Source organism: Hyphococcus flavus, assembly GCF_028748065.1.
Lineage (GTDB): Bacteria > Pseudomonadota > Alphaproteobacteria > Caulobacterales > Parvularculaceae > Hyphococcus > Hyphococcus flavus.
Genome location: NZ_CP118166.1, coordinates 1,101,465 through 1,113,753 on the forward strand (window position 1 = coordinate 1,101,465; position 12,289 = coordinate 1,113,753).

A 12,289-nucleotide genomic window follows, 5' to 3' on the forward strand; every position below is an offset into this window, starting at 1 on the left:
TTTCACTTGTTCTTCCTCCCAAAAAAAGCCCGGACGAGCAAAGCACGTCCGGGCCTATATCACAAAACGCAATATTGTTACTAAGAGCGCGACTTATCTTCCATGTATTCGTCAAGCTGGCCCTTGACAGATTGAACCGCTGCTCTGTCTTCAGGCGAAACATTTTCAATTGTTTCCATCATCACCAGCACTTGATTGAACTGGTCCTGCATCTCTTTTGGCATCATTTCGAGCATGGATTTATCCATAGCCTGCATCTGCGCCATGGCTTGGGGGTTTTCCTCTTCCATTTTGATAGCGAGGTAAGCAGTGATTACACGATCGCCGACAAGCCCCCATTCCGATGCGGAAAACCCGTGCGGCTTCACGGCGCTATCAAGCTTGGCGTAATCGGAAGGGTACTTTTCTTTCAGACCCGATACAGCTTGCGAATAAGGCTTGAACGCCTGGCCGGCTTTTGGAGTTGGGTCAATTTTCAACTCATCCATCTTACCGTCGGCTTCCAGAGACTCACCAAGCGCATCCAGCGCCGGCAGGCTTTCAACAAACCGTTTCGCCTGATCTTCCGTAAGCGGTGCGTCAGCTGCGACGGCATTTACAGTCATCAGCGCAACTGCGCCGAACGCGACAAATAGTGACTTCAACATGGAACTTAATCTCCCTCTATTCCGGTGTGCACCCCAGCCAGGCCGGGGCGGTGGCTAAATCTTCATCGCGCCACGACTAACATGGTTCCGCCCCGGCGCCATGTGATCAATCAGAAAGATTGGGACGGGCGCGTTTCGCCTTGATTTCGCTGCGTTTTCGCTTGTCGCCGACACGTTTGCGCTTTTGGCTTTTTGGCACCCTTGTTTTCCGGCGCGGTTTCGGCGGCGTCGCGGCGCGCTCAATCAGCGCCGCGAGGCGGGACCGCGCATCCTCGCGATTTCGCTCCTGATCGCGAAACCTTTTCGCCTCTATTATAAGAACGCCGTCCTTGGTCATCCGCCTGCCGGCAATGGATTTGAGGCGCGCTTTGACGGATGGCGGCAATGACGGCGAGTTCTTCGCATCGAACCTGAGCTGCACGGCGCTGGCGACCTTGTTGACATTCTGCCCGCCAGGGCCGGAGGCGCGGATGAAGGTTTCAACCAGCTCCCAGTCCTGAATGTTGATATCGCCGATTGAAATCGCCATGAGGCTCAATACACTTCGCCGCGCAGACACGACAATGCATTTCGAAAGGCTGACGCCATGACTGATATTTCACCGGAGCTTCAGGAAAAACTCGACGCCGCAACCTTCAGACGGCTGGTCTCGCATCTTCAAAACCGGCCTGACGTCCAGAATATCGAACTGATGATCCTCGCGGATTTTTGCCGCAACTGTCTCGGCGACTGGCAGCGCGAAGCAGCGGAAGCGGAAGGCGTTACTATGACGAAAGACGAAGCCCGCGAGCGCGTTTATGGGATGCCTTATGCGGAGTGGAAAGAGAAACACCAGAAGGAAGCGACGCCGGAGCAGATGGCTGCGTTTGAGAAGAGACGGAAAGGGTAGGGTGTTGTTATATCAACTTTACTCTCATCACAAATTAGCAAATTGGGGCGGTTAACGCTCATTCCTAACTTGCCATTCAACAATAATATCATTCTCGTGTAGTTCTAAGAGTTTAACGAGAAGACAAAAATTTACGTCGTTTGGTTTCACTATTGAAATCATTCCTTTTCGCATTCTTGAAAAATGACTAGGAAATCTAAACACCATCGGCTCTGTAATATCACTAAAATTTTCAACATCTGATGCTACTCTGACTGCGTCTTGCGCAGCAATAAGATCAACGCACCCATGAGCAGGCTGCAAGCTAGAAAATTTAATCTCTATGCTTCGGTTATCAGCATGACTGAATTGTACCTTTAATTTGGTGCCGCTATGTACTACTGGTATGCGCCTTTTTCCGCTTCCTATAACTAACTCGACTTGCCCATATCTGAAAGTTTGCTCCTCAATCGCCGCCCTTAGCTTACTATTGAAAAACGCCACGCTAATTTTATTTTCTAAAAGTTTTCTATAACCTTGCGAGTAGATTGAACCATTTGGATCCAAGACGCCTATTACTACTTTCGGCAACTTCGATTCGATTATGAGGTCCGAACAAGATTGGATTTGATCTTCATGTATTTCGACGCAAGGCTCTAACGTGGTGAATAATGTCGCATTTTTCAATTGTCGACTCTTGAGTTTTTCAATTGCAACTCGCTCTGCATGAAAACCATCAACTTCTCCTCGATAACCTGTCGACAGAAGAATCCCATGCTCAGCAATAACGGCTCCAACCCTCGGGTGAACTTGGCACTTTGAAAGTTCGCTCAAGGCTATCTTCATAAAATCACTATCTGAATAAGCCTTAGTCATTCTTTTAATTCTTACCTTCGTTACCGCCGCAGCTGACCCTCAGCTAAATCAGCATGCTAGCGCAAAGCCGGTCGCCAGAAGCCAATGAAATTGGTCCCGCGGAATCCACACTTTCGACTCGCGCTTAAGTTTTTAGCGCTGCAAATCCTAAGCTGTCCGCTCTTTCCTCGCCTCACTCGCCCTCTTCTTCACGCTCTCGGACTTCAATTGTCCGCAGGCGGCGAAAATATCGCGGCCGCGCGGCGTGCGGATGGGCGAGGCGTAACCAGCACGCGAAAGGATATCAGCGAAGCCCTCAATCCGCTCCCAGCTTGAACATTCGTACGGCGCGCCGGGCCACGGGTTGAAGGGAATTAAATTGATCTTCGCCGGCACGCCTTTCAGCAGCTTTACCAGCTCGCGCGCTTCGGCGTCAGTGTCGTTGACGCCCTTCAGCATCACATATTCAAACGTGATCCGTCGCGCGTTCGACGCGCCCGGATAATTGCGGCAGGCGTCCATCAACTCGGCAATGTTGTATTTGCGGTTGATCGGCACCAGTTCGTCGCGCAGCTTGTCGTTGGTGGCGTGCAGCGAGATCGCCAGCATCGCCGAAGTTTCTTCACCCAGCCGGTGCATTTGCGGCACGACGCCTGAGGTCGATACGGTGATGCGCCGCCGCGACAGGGAAATCCCCTCATTGTCGGAGATGACGTCAATCGCTTGCGATACATTATCGAGATTATAGAGCGGCTCACCCATGCCCATGAAAACGATGTTGGAAAGACGCCGGCCCTCGCCGCCCGAAGGCCACTCCTCCAGATCGTCCTTCACCGCCATCACCTGATTGACGATTTCAGCCGCCGTCAGATTACGGACGAGTTTTTGCGTGCCCGTATGACAGAAGGTGCAGGCAAGCGTGCAGCCCACCTGCGACGAGACGCACAGCGCGCCGGCCCGGCCAACATCGGGAATAAAGACGCACTCAACTTCCGTACCCGGACCAAGGCGGATCAGATATTTTCGCGTGCCATCGACGGAGACGAGCCGTTCGGTGACCTCCGGCCGTGCGACCACAAACTTCTCAGACAGCCCCGCGCGCATGTCCTTGGAAATGTCGGTCATGGCGGAAAAATCCGTCTGCCCGTAATGATAGATCCATCGCCAGAGCTGGCTGGCGCGCATGCGCGCCTTTTTCGCATCAAGCCCGAATGTCTCGCCCATAAGCGCTGCAAGCTCGCCGCGGGTTAATCCAGCAAGGTTTGAAAGCCCCTTATCGGCGGGACGAGCTGAGAGATCCAATGTGGCCATAACAGGCGGGGATATAAGCGTTCGGATACGCCCCGTCCATGGCGCGACCCGAAGGGTTATTCCTCTTCGGCCTCCTGCTCTTCCGCCCGCCCAAGGATTACCGGATAGCCAAGGCCCGCCCAGCCCTGAATGCCTTCCCACAGGACGGCGGTTTTCTCGAACCCGCGATCGTGCAACTGCCGGATGGTGTAGGCCGCAAGCGCACGCGGACATTCGCAATAGCCGACAATCCAGACATCGCGCGGCAGGTCGTCGATGATGTCGTCAAAGTCGCTGTAATAGGGGATCGGCACGGCGCCCTCGATATGGCCCATGCGCCACCATGAGGCCGCGCGCGTATCGAGAATGACCATCCGCCGCTTGTCTTCCAGCGCCTGGTTGAGTTGTTCAGAGGAAATATAGATTTCATCTTCCAGCGTAAATTCCGGATCAGCGCCGTCGGCGTTAATCACATATTCATCCGGGGTCGGCGGGTTTTTATCGCCCGGCTGTTCAAGATCAGCGCCGCCTGCCTTGCTGCGCAGGAAAGCCGTAACGCCGTCTATTTCCTCCGGCGTCAGCTTGTCTTTAAAACCAAGCATGGGCGTGTTCTCCCGCCCTTCTTCGATAGTTCGTTTGAGGAACAGGTCGGACGCGAATATCAGCATCACAGGATTTGAAAGCGCCGTGCCGGTCCCGCCCTCGCCACTTGCGCCATGGCACGATGCACACTCGCGCGCATAAACCTGACGGCCGAGATCAACATCTCCCTCGATGCGAATATAGGGCAACTGCCCGTCATTACCGTCTTCGTCGTAGCGCGGATCAACGCCTTCTTGCGCGTACAGCCAGTCAACCATGCGGAAAATTTCGCGATTGCTCATAGGCCCGCCGGATTCTTCGCGATAAGCCGCCATGGCTGTGTCCGGCCGGCCATAGGCGATGGACCGGAACAGGAAGAGCCGGTTGCCCGGAAATAAAAGCGTGCCCGATTTTAGCGAAGGCGCGTGATCGTTCGCGTACCCTTCGCGTTCGGGGCCATGGCAGAGCGCGCAATAGCGCTCATAATCTTCCGCCGCCCGCGCCGCATCGCGTTCACTGAGCGGGGATGAGGTTTGCGCGGACGCAGTCACCAACGCCGAAGTCAAAACACACAACGCCGCCCCAACCATACGCAACCACAGTTTCATCTAACGCTTCCCTTACCGCAATTTTTCAGACCTTAAGCGCAAGTCACTGCGGGGTGAAGCAACACACGCGACCCCCGCCTTCGCTTCATCGCTCGGAGAGTTCGGTTTGTCCCTCAATCGCGCGTTCAACTTTCTTTCGCCAGCCTCGCCCGCTCGATACTTTCTTCGGGCCAGTAGTCCTTGCGGCTGTAATATTCTTTCACCGCCGGTATGTTATGCGAAAGCTCAAGCCAGGGCTGTTTCGAAGACGTATAAATGTGGATGTCGGGCGGGATTAGGTCCGGGTCATCCAAACTCCCTACACGGACGAAAGCGATCTTCTCACCAGCACCGGCGTAATGACTCCACAAAGTGATGAAACATTTCGGGCAGCGGTGTATTTTTTGGCCGCGCCCGCTTTCGGATGGCGTATCAACGGCCTTAGTCGCCCCTGACGTCACCTCCACTCGGGACGTTTCTATCATCGCGTTGATCGCGAACGCCGCGCCGCTTTCGCGCTGACACCAGCGGCAGTGGCAACAGTGAACGTATAATGGCTTCGCCGTAAGCCGGTAACGCACGGCACCGCAGGCGCAGCCCCCATCCGCCGAAAATTCATCCTCAGCTTGCATCAGCGCGCCTCCGTAGCTCTGTCTCGCATCACTTTATCGAGCGTGCGCGCATTGGCAAAGACATTCACAGCCTTTTGCAATTGCAAAACATGAGCGCGCGTGTTGTGACGATCCCGACAACGGAGCCCGCCATCAACACGCAAGAACATACCGAAACAGCAAGCGAGCCATCTTCGCAACCGGTGACAACCCTGCGCCAGCGGCGCATTGCGATTGCATTGCTGCTGGTGGGCGCAGTCTGCGCCGGCATTGGTCAGACGGTGGTATTTTCCGTACTGCCGCCGCTTGCGCGCGATTTGGGTCTCTCGAATTTTCAGGTCGGCTCGATCTTTATGATATCCGCCACAGCCTGGGTGCTGCTCGGTCCGCGCTGGGGAAAACAAAGCGACGCGCGCGGGCGCAAACCGTTCATTCTCACCGGGCTGTTGGGCCTTGCGTTTTCCATGGCGCTTTTCGCGTCCTCCATTCAGTTCGGCATTGCCGGCGCGCTTTCCGGCCTGCCGCTTTACCTTTTGATGATCGCGACACGTTCGCTTTACGGCATCATCGGTTCGGCGGGCCCGCCGGCGGCGCAAGCCTATATCGCCGATCGCACCAGCCGAACGGACCGAACCGCCGGGATCGCCGGTTTTACCGCCGCGTTTGGTTTCGGCGCGATGCTGGGGCCGGGCTTTGGCGCGATCACCATATTGATCGGTCCGACGGCGCCTTTTTTCGCCGTCGCCATCCTGGCGGCAGTAATGGCTCTTGCCGTTTTCGCCTTTTTGCCCGAACGCACCGGCCCGAAGGAACGCATGCCCTACGCCGATATCCGCATTGGCGACAAACGCCTTCTTCCTTTCTTCGCCTTTGCGCTGGCATTCAGCATCGTCAATGCGATCCCCATACAGACGATTGCGTTCTATTTCATCGACCGGCTTGGCTACACGACGGAAACGGCGCCCGGTTATGTGAGCATCGGCCTCACCGCCGGGGCCATGGCCTCGCTCTTTGCGCAACTCGTGATCGTGCAACGGTTTCGGCTGACCCCGGCGCGGCTGATGCGTATCGCGCCTGCATTGATGATCGCCGGTCATTGCCTGATCTGGCTTACGAGCGATCTCTGGCCCGTTGTCGCCGGCATGTTGATCTCCGGCCTTGGGGCGGGGCTCGCCATTCCGGCTGCGACCTCCGCGACATCCATCGCCGTCGAACCGCATGAACAGGGCGCGGCGATCGGCCTTGCGAACGCGTTCGGAGCGGCTGGATTTATTTTCTCGCCAATTATCGGCTTCTGGCTTTACGGCTTCGCGCCGCAGGCGCCCTATTATTTCACCACCGTGCTCGCGGGCTTGTTGCTGGTCTATGCCTGGAAAAGCCGCGCGGTCGCCGGGGCCGTGCCACCGCCGGAAGACCAGCCAGCCGAAACCGGCGCTGCGCCAGCGCCCTATCGCTGACCGGCGCCCGAAAGTTGTACAACTTCTGCTTTTTGATCCCCGCCGCCGCTCTTTGATTTGGCCTGACGCAAGGCCTGCAGCCGATTGTTGTACAACGCCGCAATAAATCTCGCAGGGCGTTTCAGCCGGGCTGACCGGCAGGGGCCGTCTTTCAACAGCCCGAACGCACGCACGTGGTTGAAGTCTGACATTTGACATCAAACACATCATAACGCCGCCACCAAGGTGTGAGGACAACCGTCCACCAAAAGCGGGTTTGCTTTAAATTTTCATCGGAAATGAGGTATTTTTCCGCATCCGGATCAACCTATTGGTGCGGAAATTTTTAAGCGGCCCTGCGCTATTCACCCTCGTCAAAAAACAGAATGTCGCCCGGCTGGCAATCAAGCTCCTTGCAGATCGCTTCGAGCGTCGAAAAACGGATCGCCTTGGCTTTTCCCGTCTTCAGGATCGACAGGTTTGCAATCGTCACCCCGACCCGCTCTGACAGCTCTGTCAGAGACATGCCGCGCTCCAAAAGCACGCGGTCGAGTTTGACGGAAATACCCATTTAAACCGTGAGATCCTGTTCATCTTTCATCCGCGCGCCTTCGCGGAACACTTCGGACAGCACCAGGACAGCAATGATCGCCAGCCAGGTGAGAAACGACATGTCGATGTCCACTTCCGTATCGAAAATGAGCGACAAAAAGCCGAAGGCGAATTTCGCGCCCTCGCCGATCAACAGCGCATAGCCGACGGTGCGGAAACGGTCGGCGTTTTCCTTGACGAAGGGAGAGCCGAACCGGAGCGTTTTCAGAATTTCCAGAAGCCGGTTCACCACGAACAGCATCACGCCGGTATTCACAAATGCGTGGGTGACTTCGAAATATTCGCCGATCTCAAACCCGCCGTTAATGCTCACATTGTCAGAGTCGGTGAAAATATCCGCTACGAACGGTACGAACGGGAACGCGATCATGGCGATGGTGACGCCGAAAAGAACGACCCACAAAATGATCCGCGTCACATGCAGCCCCACCGCAAGGATGGACGCCAGCGACCCTTTGCCTATCGCGCGCATGCCTGAACTCCGTATTGTCGACTGTCTGCGCGTTGCATCGCGCCCTGATTCTTAAAAGAAGGCGACGATGCAAAACGCCTTGTGGCAGTTATCGGGCTGCGCTTCCTCAGTGGCCGGCGCCGCCGTGGCGAGGGCGATGAGGCTGGCCGCCGCCAGGGCGGCGAAAACGCCAGCCGTCGCCATTCGAAAAAGCTTAACCATTATGCAACCCCTGCGAAGGAACCGAGCGCCGAGAAGTAGCCGACGCCGATGAGCGAGACCGTGACGAAGACGGCCAAACCATTGACAATTCCGCCGAATTTGCCGAGAGTATCTGGTGAGTTTGTGTTACGCATGGGTTTCTCCTTTTCTTTCCTGTGTTTCGCGACTCGTTTGATCTTTTCTTGAGCGGTGCGGGTTTTTCCTGTGCCGCTCTTTTTTTCTTTTCTTTCCTGTGCGCCGGTTTCCCGGTCTTTTTTGTTTGGCCCTTTGGCTGGTAACATCGCCGCCCGGGCCTTGGCTTGCGGCGGTTGTTCCGCCGTCTTGTTGATTATCGATATACACTTATCGAAAAACAATACAAGGGGTTTTCGTCGAAAAACGATAATTTTTTTTCGAAAAGGAATAAAAACATGGGCGAAAATGTGCCGAAATTGGGCCCGGGAAGGCTTGTGATCGCCTCCCACAACGACGGAAAAGCCCGCGAAATCAATGACTTGCTGTCACCGTTCGGGATTGAGGCGATTGCGGCAAAAAAATTAGGGCTGGATGACCCCGAAGAGACCGGAATCACCTTCGCCGAGAACGCTATTTTGAAAGCCAGAACCGCTTCAGACGCGTCCGGCCTGCCGGCCCTCGCCGATGATTCAGGCCTCTCCGTGACCGCCCTCGGCGGCGCGCCGGGCATTTATTCGGCGAGATGGGCGGGCGAGCCCCGGAATTTCGATAACGCCATGAAAAAGGTCGAAAACGCCCTGAACGAGAGCGGAACGGAAGATTTCTCCGCCCGTTTCGTCTGCGCCCTCGCCCTCGCCTGGCCCGATGGCGAGGAGGCGGTGTTCGAAGGCGAGGTGCGCGGCGCGCTGGTCTATCCCCCCCGTGGGGAAAACGGCTTCGGCTACGACCCGATTTTTGTCGCAGACGGATACGATATTACCTTCGGCGAGATGGACCCGGAAGAAAAACATTCTATATCCCATCGCGCCGATGCGTTCCGTAAGCTGATGAAAGCCTGTTTCCAATGATGCGTTTGTTATTGACATTGCCGTTCGTTTTGCTCGCCGCCTGCGCCAGCGCGCCGGAACCGGAGCAGCAAGCAGAACTGCCTGCTCTGTCACTCGAAAAGATCGCTGACGGCGTATGGGTACACAAAAGTTACAAGGATATCCACCCATGGGGACCGATATTGTCCAACGGGCTTGTGATCGACATGGGCGAGAACGTGGCTCTCGTCGACACCGCCTGGACCAACGAGGATACCTCAACCCTGCTCGACGAGATTGAGAAAACGACAGGCGTGCTGCCTGACATTGCAATTATCACCCATGCTCATGAAGACAAGATGGGCGGCGTCGGCGCGCTTCAACAAAGACGCATCGGCGGACGCGCGCATCCGCTCACCAACGAAGACGCGCCGGGACGCGGACTTAAACAAACGCTCTTCACGATTTTAGACGGCGTGGACCGTCAAACCCTGTTCGGTGTGAGTGAAGAAAACATCGAACGGGACGGCCCGATCACCGTCTTTTACCCCGGCCCAGGCCACACGCGCGACAACATCGTGGTTTATTACGCACCATCCAAAGTGCTGTTCGGCGGCTGCCTGATCCGGCCCGGCGGCGCGACCAACCTTGGCAACACTGCGGACGGCGATATCGGCCACTGGGCCGAGGCCGTGCGCAAGGTGGCTGAAGCCTTCCCCGATGCCGAAATCGTCATCCCGAGCCATGGCGCGCCAGGCAGGCGCGAGCTTCTCGATCACACCATAGCGCTCGCTGAAGCCGCCGCTAACGCGCAATGAACGAGACACCGCTCGGCGTTTACGTTCACTGGCCTTACTGCGCGCGCATCTGTCCCTATTGCGATTTCAACGTCTACAAAAACCAGGCGGTCGATGTTGCCGCATGGAAAAACGCTTTCAGCCGTGACCTTGAACATTGGGCGGAACGAACGCCGGGAAGAAAACTTTCCAGTCTTTATTTTGGCGGCGGCACGCCGTCGCTGGCGCCGCTCGAAATCATCGAACACATTATTCAAACCTGCGAGCGCTTGTGGGGGTTTGAGCCGGAACCAGAAATCACGCTGGAAGCCAATCCGACGGATGCGGAGCAATCGCGCTTTCATGATCTCGCGCGCGCTGGCGTCAACCGTTTGTCACTTGGGGTTCAATCCCTGCGCGATGACGCGCTGAAATTTCTTGGTCGCGATCACAGCGCGGATGAAGCGCGCAGCGCCATCGCCGCCGCCCAAGAAGCCTTCGCCCGCGTGACTTTCGATCTGATCTATGGGCGGCCGGAACAGACGCTGGATGATTGGCGAACGGAACTGGTCAAGGCGCTTGATTTCGGGACTGATCATTTGTCGCTTTATCAACTCACCATTGAACCGGGCACTGCTTTCGCGCTGGCCGTCGACAAGGGACGCTGGGCGCCGCCGGATGATGATATTTGCGCTGATATGTTCGACGCCGCGCAAGAGATAACGGCCGCCGCAAACCTGCCCGCCTATGAAATCTCCAACCATGCAAAACCGGGCGGGGAGTCCCGGCACAACATCATCTATTGGCGTTACGCCGACTATATCGGCGTCGGCCCTGGCGCCCATGGCCGGCTGACACGGGATGGCAAACGCATCGCCACCGAGACCCTGCCGAAGCCGCAGGACTATCTCGCCGCCGCCGCCTCCGGCGCGCCCATAAGCATAGAAACGCCGCTGACCGAAACCGAAGCGACGGTCGAACGGCTTTCCATGGGGCTGCGCCTGACGGGCGGCATGGCGTTCGCCGCCGATGACGCATTCTTCAAAGACGCAGGCGGCGACGACAATCTCAACCGGATGATCAGCGATGACCTGCTTGAGTGGGACGGACATACGCTGAAAGCGACGCCGCAGGGCCGGCGCCTTTTAAACCGCGTCCTTTACGAACTCTTCGGTTAGGCGCAAGACACGGCTCATGAACGAACTCTCCGATCTCGCCCATATTATCGAGCTGGCCGTGGCGCCCGTGTTCCTGCTCGCCGGGATCGGCGCGTTTTTGAATGTCATGGCGTCGCGCCTGGCGCGCATTGTCGACCGTTCGCGATCGCTTGAAGCCAGATGCGGCGAAGACCCGGACGAAATGGAAATCGAACGCATCCGCACCGAACTTTCCGTCCTCGACAAGCGTACCGCTTACGCCCAGCGCGCCATCTTTCTTTTCTCGTTCGCAGCGTTGATGGTCTGTCTGGTGGTTGCGGCGTTTTTTATCGGCGCGTTCATCAACATCACCCTCGCCGCGCCAGTGGCGCTGATGTTTATCGCCGCCATGTTCGCCATGATCGGCGGGCTCACACTTTTCCTCATGGAAATTTCCATCGCCACACGCATCTTGCGCATCCGGCCGGAATTGTTCGTGAAGCCGAACGCGTAATCGACCGTGCGAAACGTCAAAGACACATTAGAACGAGAAGGACGCGTCTGGTTTCGTAATTCACTGAGCGATAGCGCACTTAAGAATCTAGACAGAAATTTTTCATCAAAACCCGATGCAGGTCACCGGCATGAATGGGCCCCAGTCTTTGATGGTTTTTTCGGCGCAGGCAGTGAGGTAGCGGAACTCGTTCAAAGCATCGTCCCACACGCAAAACCAGTCCGCCTCGTGTCCTTCAACAAAGTGACGGATAATAATTGGTCCCTTCCGTGGCATCAGGACCGCGTCATCGCGGTGCGGGACCGTCATGACGTCGACAACTTTTCCAACTGGTCCCAGAAAGAAGGGACATGGCATTGCGAACCGCCTATTTCATTTCTGGAAAATATGGTTTTTGTTCGCATCCATCTGGATGACGCAACACAAGGCAATGGAAGTTTGGAACTCGCATTAGGGTCCCACAAGTCCGGTTATATAGCGGCAGATAAAGCCGCAGCAACTGCCGACTGCTATCCAGTAGAGTTATGCCGCGCCACCCGCGGTGATGTATTGATCATAAAAATGTTGACGCTTCACCGTTCCCGCGCATCAACCACAGCCGCCAATCGACGCGCCATCCGCATAGACTATTCACCTGATAGCCTGCCCCAGCCATTAACGTGGGCCACAAGCCATTCCTGAGAAAGTTTGCACCTTTCACAACTACCGGCCAAAATGATGTG

General features: G+C 56.2%; 17 protein-coding genes. 7 read left to right on the forward strand and 10 right to left on the reverse strand.

The genetic code is table 11. From position 1 onward, the window contains the following. Window positions 1-80: 80 nt before the first annotated feature. Window positions 81-647 carry a hypothetical protein gene (locus tag PUV54_RS05305; RefSeq protein WP_274494545.1) on the reverse strand — a complete coding sequence of 189 codons (567 nt, stop codon included), beginning with the start codon at window positions 645-647 and terminating at the stop codon, window positions 81-83. Between the two features lie 106 nt (window positions 648-753). After that, window positions 754-1,176, reverse strand: a complete 423-nt coding sequence (arfB, locus tag PUV54_RS05310; protein WP_274494546.1) for an alternative ribosome rescue aminoacyl-tRNA hydrolase ArfB — start codon at window positions 1,174-1,176, stop codon at window positions 754-756. A gap of 57 nt (window positions 1,177-1,233) precedes the next feature. Here arfB and PUV54_RS05315 point away from each other — a divergent pair, with 57 nt between their 5' ends. Next, window positions 1,234-1,536, forward strand: coding sequence for a DUF1244 domain-containing protein (locus PUV54_RS05315; protein ID WP_274494547.1), 303 nt, complete (start codon window positions 1,234-1,236; stop codon window positions 1,534-1,536). Window positions 1,537-1,587: 51 nt separating this feature from the next. On the opposite strand, the gene PUV54_RS05320 is transcribed toward PUV54_RS05315, so the two are convergent. The 4 genes from PUV54_RS05320 to PUV54_RS05335 form a co-directional block, all read right to left on the reverse strand. Continuing rightward, window positions 1,588-2,391, reverse strand: coding sequence for a cytidine/deoxycytidylate deaminase family protein (locus tag PUV54_RS05320; protein WP_274494548.1), 804 nt, complete (start codon window positions 2,389-2,391; stop codon window positions 1,588-1,590). A 147-nt stretch (window positions 2,392-2,538) separates the two neighbouring features. Continuing rightward, window positions 2,539-3,681, reverse strand: a complete 1,143-nt coding sequence (gene rlmN, locus PUV54_RS05325; protein ID WP_274494549.1) for a dual-specificity RNA methyltransferase RlmN — start codon at window positions 3,679-3,681, stop codon at window positions 2,539-2,541. A gap of 56 nt (window positions 3,682-3,737) precedes the next feature. Beyond that, on the reverse strand, window positions 3,738-4,850 hold the full coding sequence (locus PUV54_RS05330) for a c-type cytochrome (RefSeq protein ID WP_274494550.1): 1,113 nt from the start codon (window positions 4,848-4,850) through the stop codon (window positions 3,738-3,740). Between the two features lie 125 nt (window positions 4,851-4,975). Then, on the reverse strand, window positions 4,976-5,461 hold the full coding sequence (locus PUV54_RS05335) for a GFA family protein (RefSeq protein ID WP_274494552.1): 486 nt from the start codon (window positions 5,459-5,461) through the stop codon (window positions 4,976-4,978). 89 nt (window positions 5,462-5,550) lie between these two features. On the opposite strand from PUV54_RS05335, the gene PUV54_RS05340 reads away from it, so the two are divergent. Continuing rightward, the gene (locus tag PUV54_RS05340) at window positions 5,551-6,897 is read left to right on the forward strand and encodes an MFS transporter (RefSeq protein ID WP_274494553.1); all 1,347 of its coding nucleotides are present in this window, start codon (window positions 5,551-5,553) and stop codon (window positions 6,895-6,897) included. Between the two features lie 340 nt (window positions 6,898-7,237). Here PUV54_RS05340 and PUV54_RS05345 read toward each other — a convergent pair whose 3' ends face one another. The 4 genes from PUV54_RS05345 to PUV54_RS05360 are packed head-to-tail and all read right to left on the reverse strand — an operon-like array spanning window position 7,238 to window position 8,517. Continuing rightward, the gene (locus tag PUV54_RS05345) at window positions 7,238-7,447 is read right to left on the reverse strand and encodes a helix-turn-helix domain-containing protein (protein ID WP_274494554.1); all 210 of its coding nucleotides are present in this window, start codon (window positions 7,445-7,447) and stop codon (window positions 7,238-7,240) included. Further along, complete coding sequence (locus tag PUV54_RS05350) at window positions 7,448-7,960, reverse strand: DUF2975 domain-containing protein (RefSeq protein ID WP_274494555.1); 513 nt, start codon at window positions 7,958-7,960, stop codon at window positions 7,448-7,450. Between the two features lie 51 nt (window positions 7,961-8,011). After that, window positions 8,012-8,161, reverse strand: a complete 150-nt coding sequence (locus PUV54_RS05355; RefSeq protein ID WP_274494556.1) for a hypothetical protein — start codon at window positions 8,159-8,161, stop codon at window positions 8,012-8,014. Further along, entirely contained in the window at window positions 8,161-8,517 is a 357-nt protein-coding gene (locus PUV54_RS05360) for a hypothetical protein (RefSeq protein ID WP_274494557.1), read from the reverse strand. The genes PUV54_RS05355 and PUV54_RS05360 overlap by 1 nt, the downstream gene beginning before the upstream one ends. A 54-nt stretch (window positions 8,518-8,571) precedes the next feature. Between PUV54_RS05360 and rdgB the strand changes: the two genes are divergently transcribed. From rdgB to PUV54_RS05385, 5 genes are read left to right on the forward strand one after another with little or no spacing between them, the layout of a single operon-like run. Next, the gene (rdgB, locus tag PUV54_RS05365; RefSeq protein ID WP_274494558.1) at window positions 8,572-9,183 is read left to right on the forward strand and encodes an RdgB/HAM1 family non-canonical purine NTP pyrophosphatase; all 612 of its coding nucleotides are present in this window, start codon (window positions 8,572-8,574) and stop codon (window positions 9,181-9,183) included. After that, window positions 9,180-9,959 (forward strand): subclass B1 metallo-beta-lactamase, encoded by a 780-nt coding sequence (gene bla, locus PUV54_RS05370; protein WP_274494559.1) that lies wholly within the window; start codon window positions 9,180-9,182, stop codon window positions 9,957-9,959. Before rdgB ends, bla begins: the two co-directional genes overlap by 4 nt. After that, the gene (hemW, locus tag PUV54_RS05375) at window positions 9,956-11,095 is read left to right on the forward strand and encodes a radical SAM family heme chaperone HemW (protein WP_274494561.1); all 1,140 of its coding nucleotides are present in this window, start codon (window positions 9,956-9,958) and stop codon (window positions 11,093-11,095) included. The genes bla and hemW overlap by 4 nt, the downstream gene beginning before the upstream one ends. A 16-nt stretch (window positions 11,096-11,111) precedes the next feature. Further along, window positions 11,112-11,567, forward strand: coding sequence for a DUF2721 domain-containing protein (locus PUV54_RS05380; RefSeq protein ID WP_274494562.1), 456 nt, complete (start codon window positions 11,112-11,114; stop codon window positions 11,565-11,567). 6 nt (window positions 11,568-11,573) lie between these two features. Continuing rightward, on the forward strand, window positions 11,574-12,248 hold the full coding sequence (locus PUV54_RS05385; protein WP_274494563.1) for a phytanoyl-CoA dioxygenase family protein: 675 nt from the start codon (window positions 11,574-11,576) through the stop codon (window positions 12,246-12,248). The last annotated feature ends 41 nt before the right edge of the window (window positions 12,249-12,289 follow it).

What these genes read in the sequence shown, in the direction of transcription:
- arfB (WP_274494546.1), bottom strand. Translation starts at nt 1,176, where the DNA reads ATGGCGATTTCAATCGGCGATATCAACATTCAGGACTGGGAGCTGGTT.
- rlmN (WP_274494549.1), bottom strand. Translation starts at nt 3,681, where the DNA reads ATGGCCACATTGGATCTCTCAGCTCGTCCCGCCGATAAGGGGCTTTCA.
- rdgB (WP_274494558.1), top strand. Translation starts at nt 8,572, where the DNA reads ATGGGCGAAAATGTGCCGAAATTGGGCCCGGGAAGGCTTGTGATCGCC.
- PUV54_RS05355 (WP_274494556.1), bottom strand. Translation starts at nt 8,161, where the DNA reads ATGGTTAAGCTTTTTCGAATGGCGACGGCTGGCGTTTTCGCCGCCCTG.
- PUV54_RS05305 (WP_274494545.1), bottom strand. Translation starts at nt 647, where the DNA reads ATGTTGAAGTCACTATTTGTCGCGTTCGGCGCAGTTGCGCTGATGACT.
- PUV54_RS05335 (WP_274494552.1), bottom strand. Translation starts at nt 5,461, where the DNA reads ATGCAAGCTGAGGATGAATTTTCGGCGGATGGGGGCTGCGCCTGCGGT.
- PUV54_RS05340 (WP_274494553.1), top strand. Translation starts at nt 5,551, where the DNA reads ATGAGCGCGCGTGTTGTGACGATCCCGACAACGGAGCCCGCCATCAAC.
- PUV54_RS05315 (WP_274494547.1), top strand. Translation starts at nt 1,234, where the DNA reads ATGACTGATATTTCACCGGAGCTTCAGGAAAAACTCGACGCCGCAACC.
- PUV54_RS05330 (WP_274494550.1), bottom strand. Translation starts at nt 4,850, where the DNA reads ATGAAACTGTGGTTGCGTATGGTTGGGGCGGCGTTGTGTGTTTTGACT.
- bla (WP_274494559.1), top strand. Translation starts at nt 9,180, where the DNA reads ATGATGCGTTTGTTATTGACATTGCCGTTCGTTTTGCTCGCCGCCTGC.
- PUV54_RS05345 (WP_274494554.1), bottom strand. Translation starts at nt 7,447, where the DNA reads ATGGGTATTTCCGTCAAACTCGACCGCGTGCTTTTGGAGCGCGGCATG.
- PUV54_RS05380 (WP_274494562.1), top strand. Translation starts at nt 11,112, where the DNA reads ATGAACGAACTCTCCGATCTCGCCCATATTATCGAGCTGGCCGTGGCG.
- PUV54_RS05350 (WP_274494555.1), bottom strand. Translation starts at nt 7,960, where the DNA reads ATGCGCGCGATAGGCAAAGGGTCGCTGGCGTCCATCCTTGCGGTGGGG.
- hemW (WP_274494561.1), top strand. Translation starts at nt 9,956, where the DNA reads ATGAACGAGACACCGCTCGGCGTTTACGTTCACTGGCCTTACTGCGCG.
- PUV54_RS05320 (WP_274494548.1), bottom strand. Translation starts at nt 2,391, where the DNA reads ATGACTAAGGCTTATTCAGATAGTGATTTTATGAAGATAGCCTTGAGC.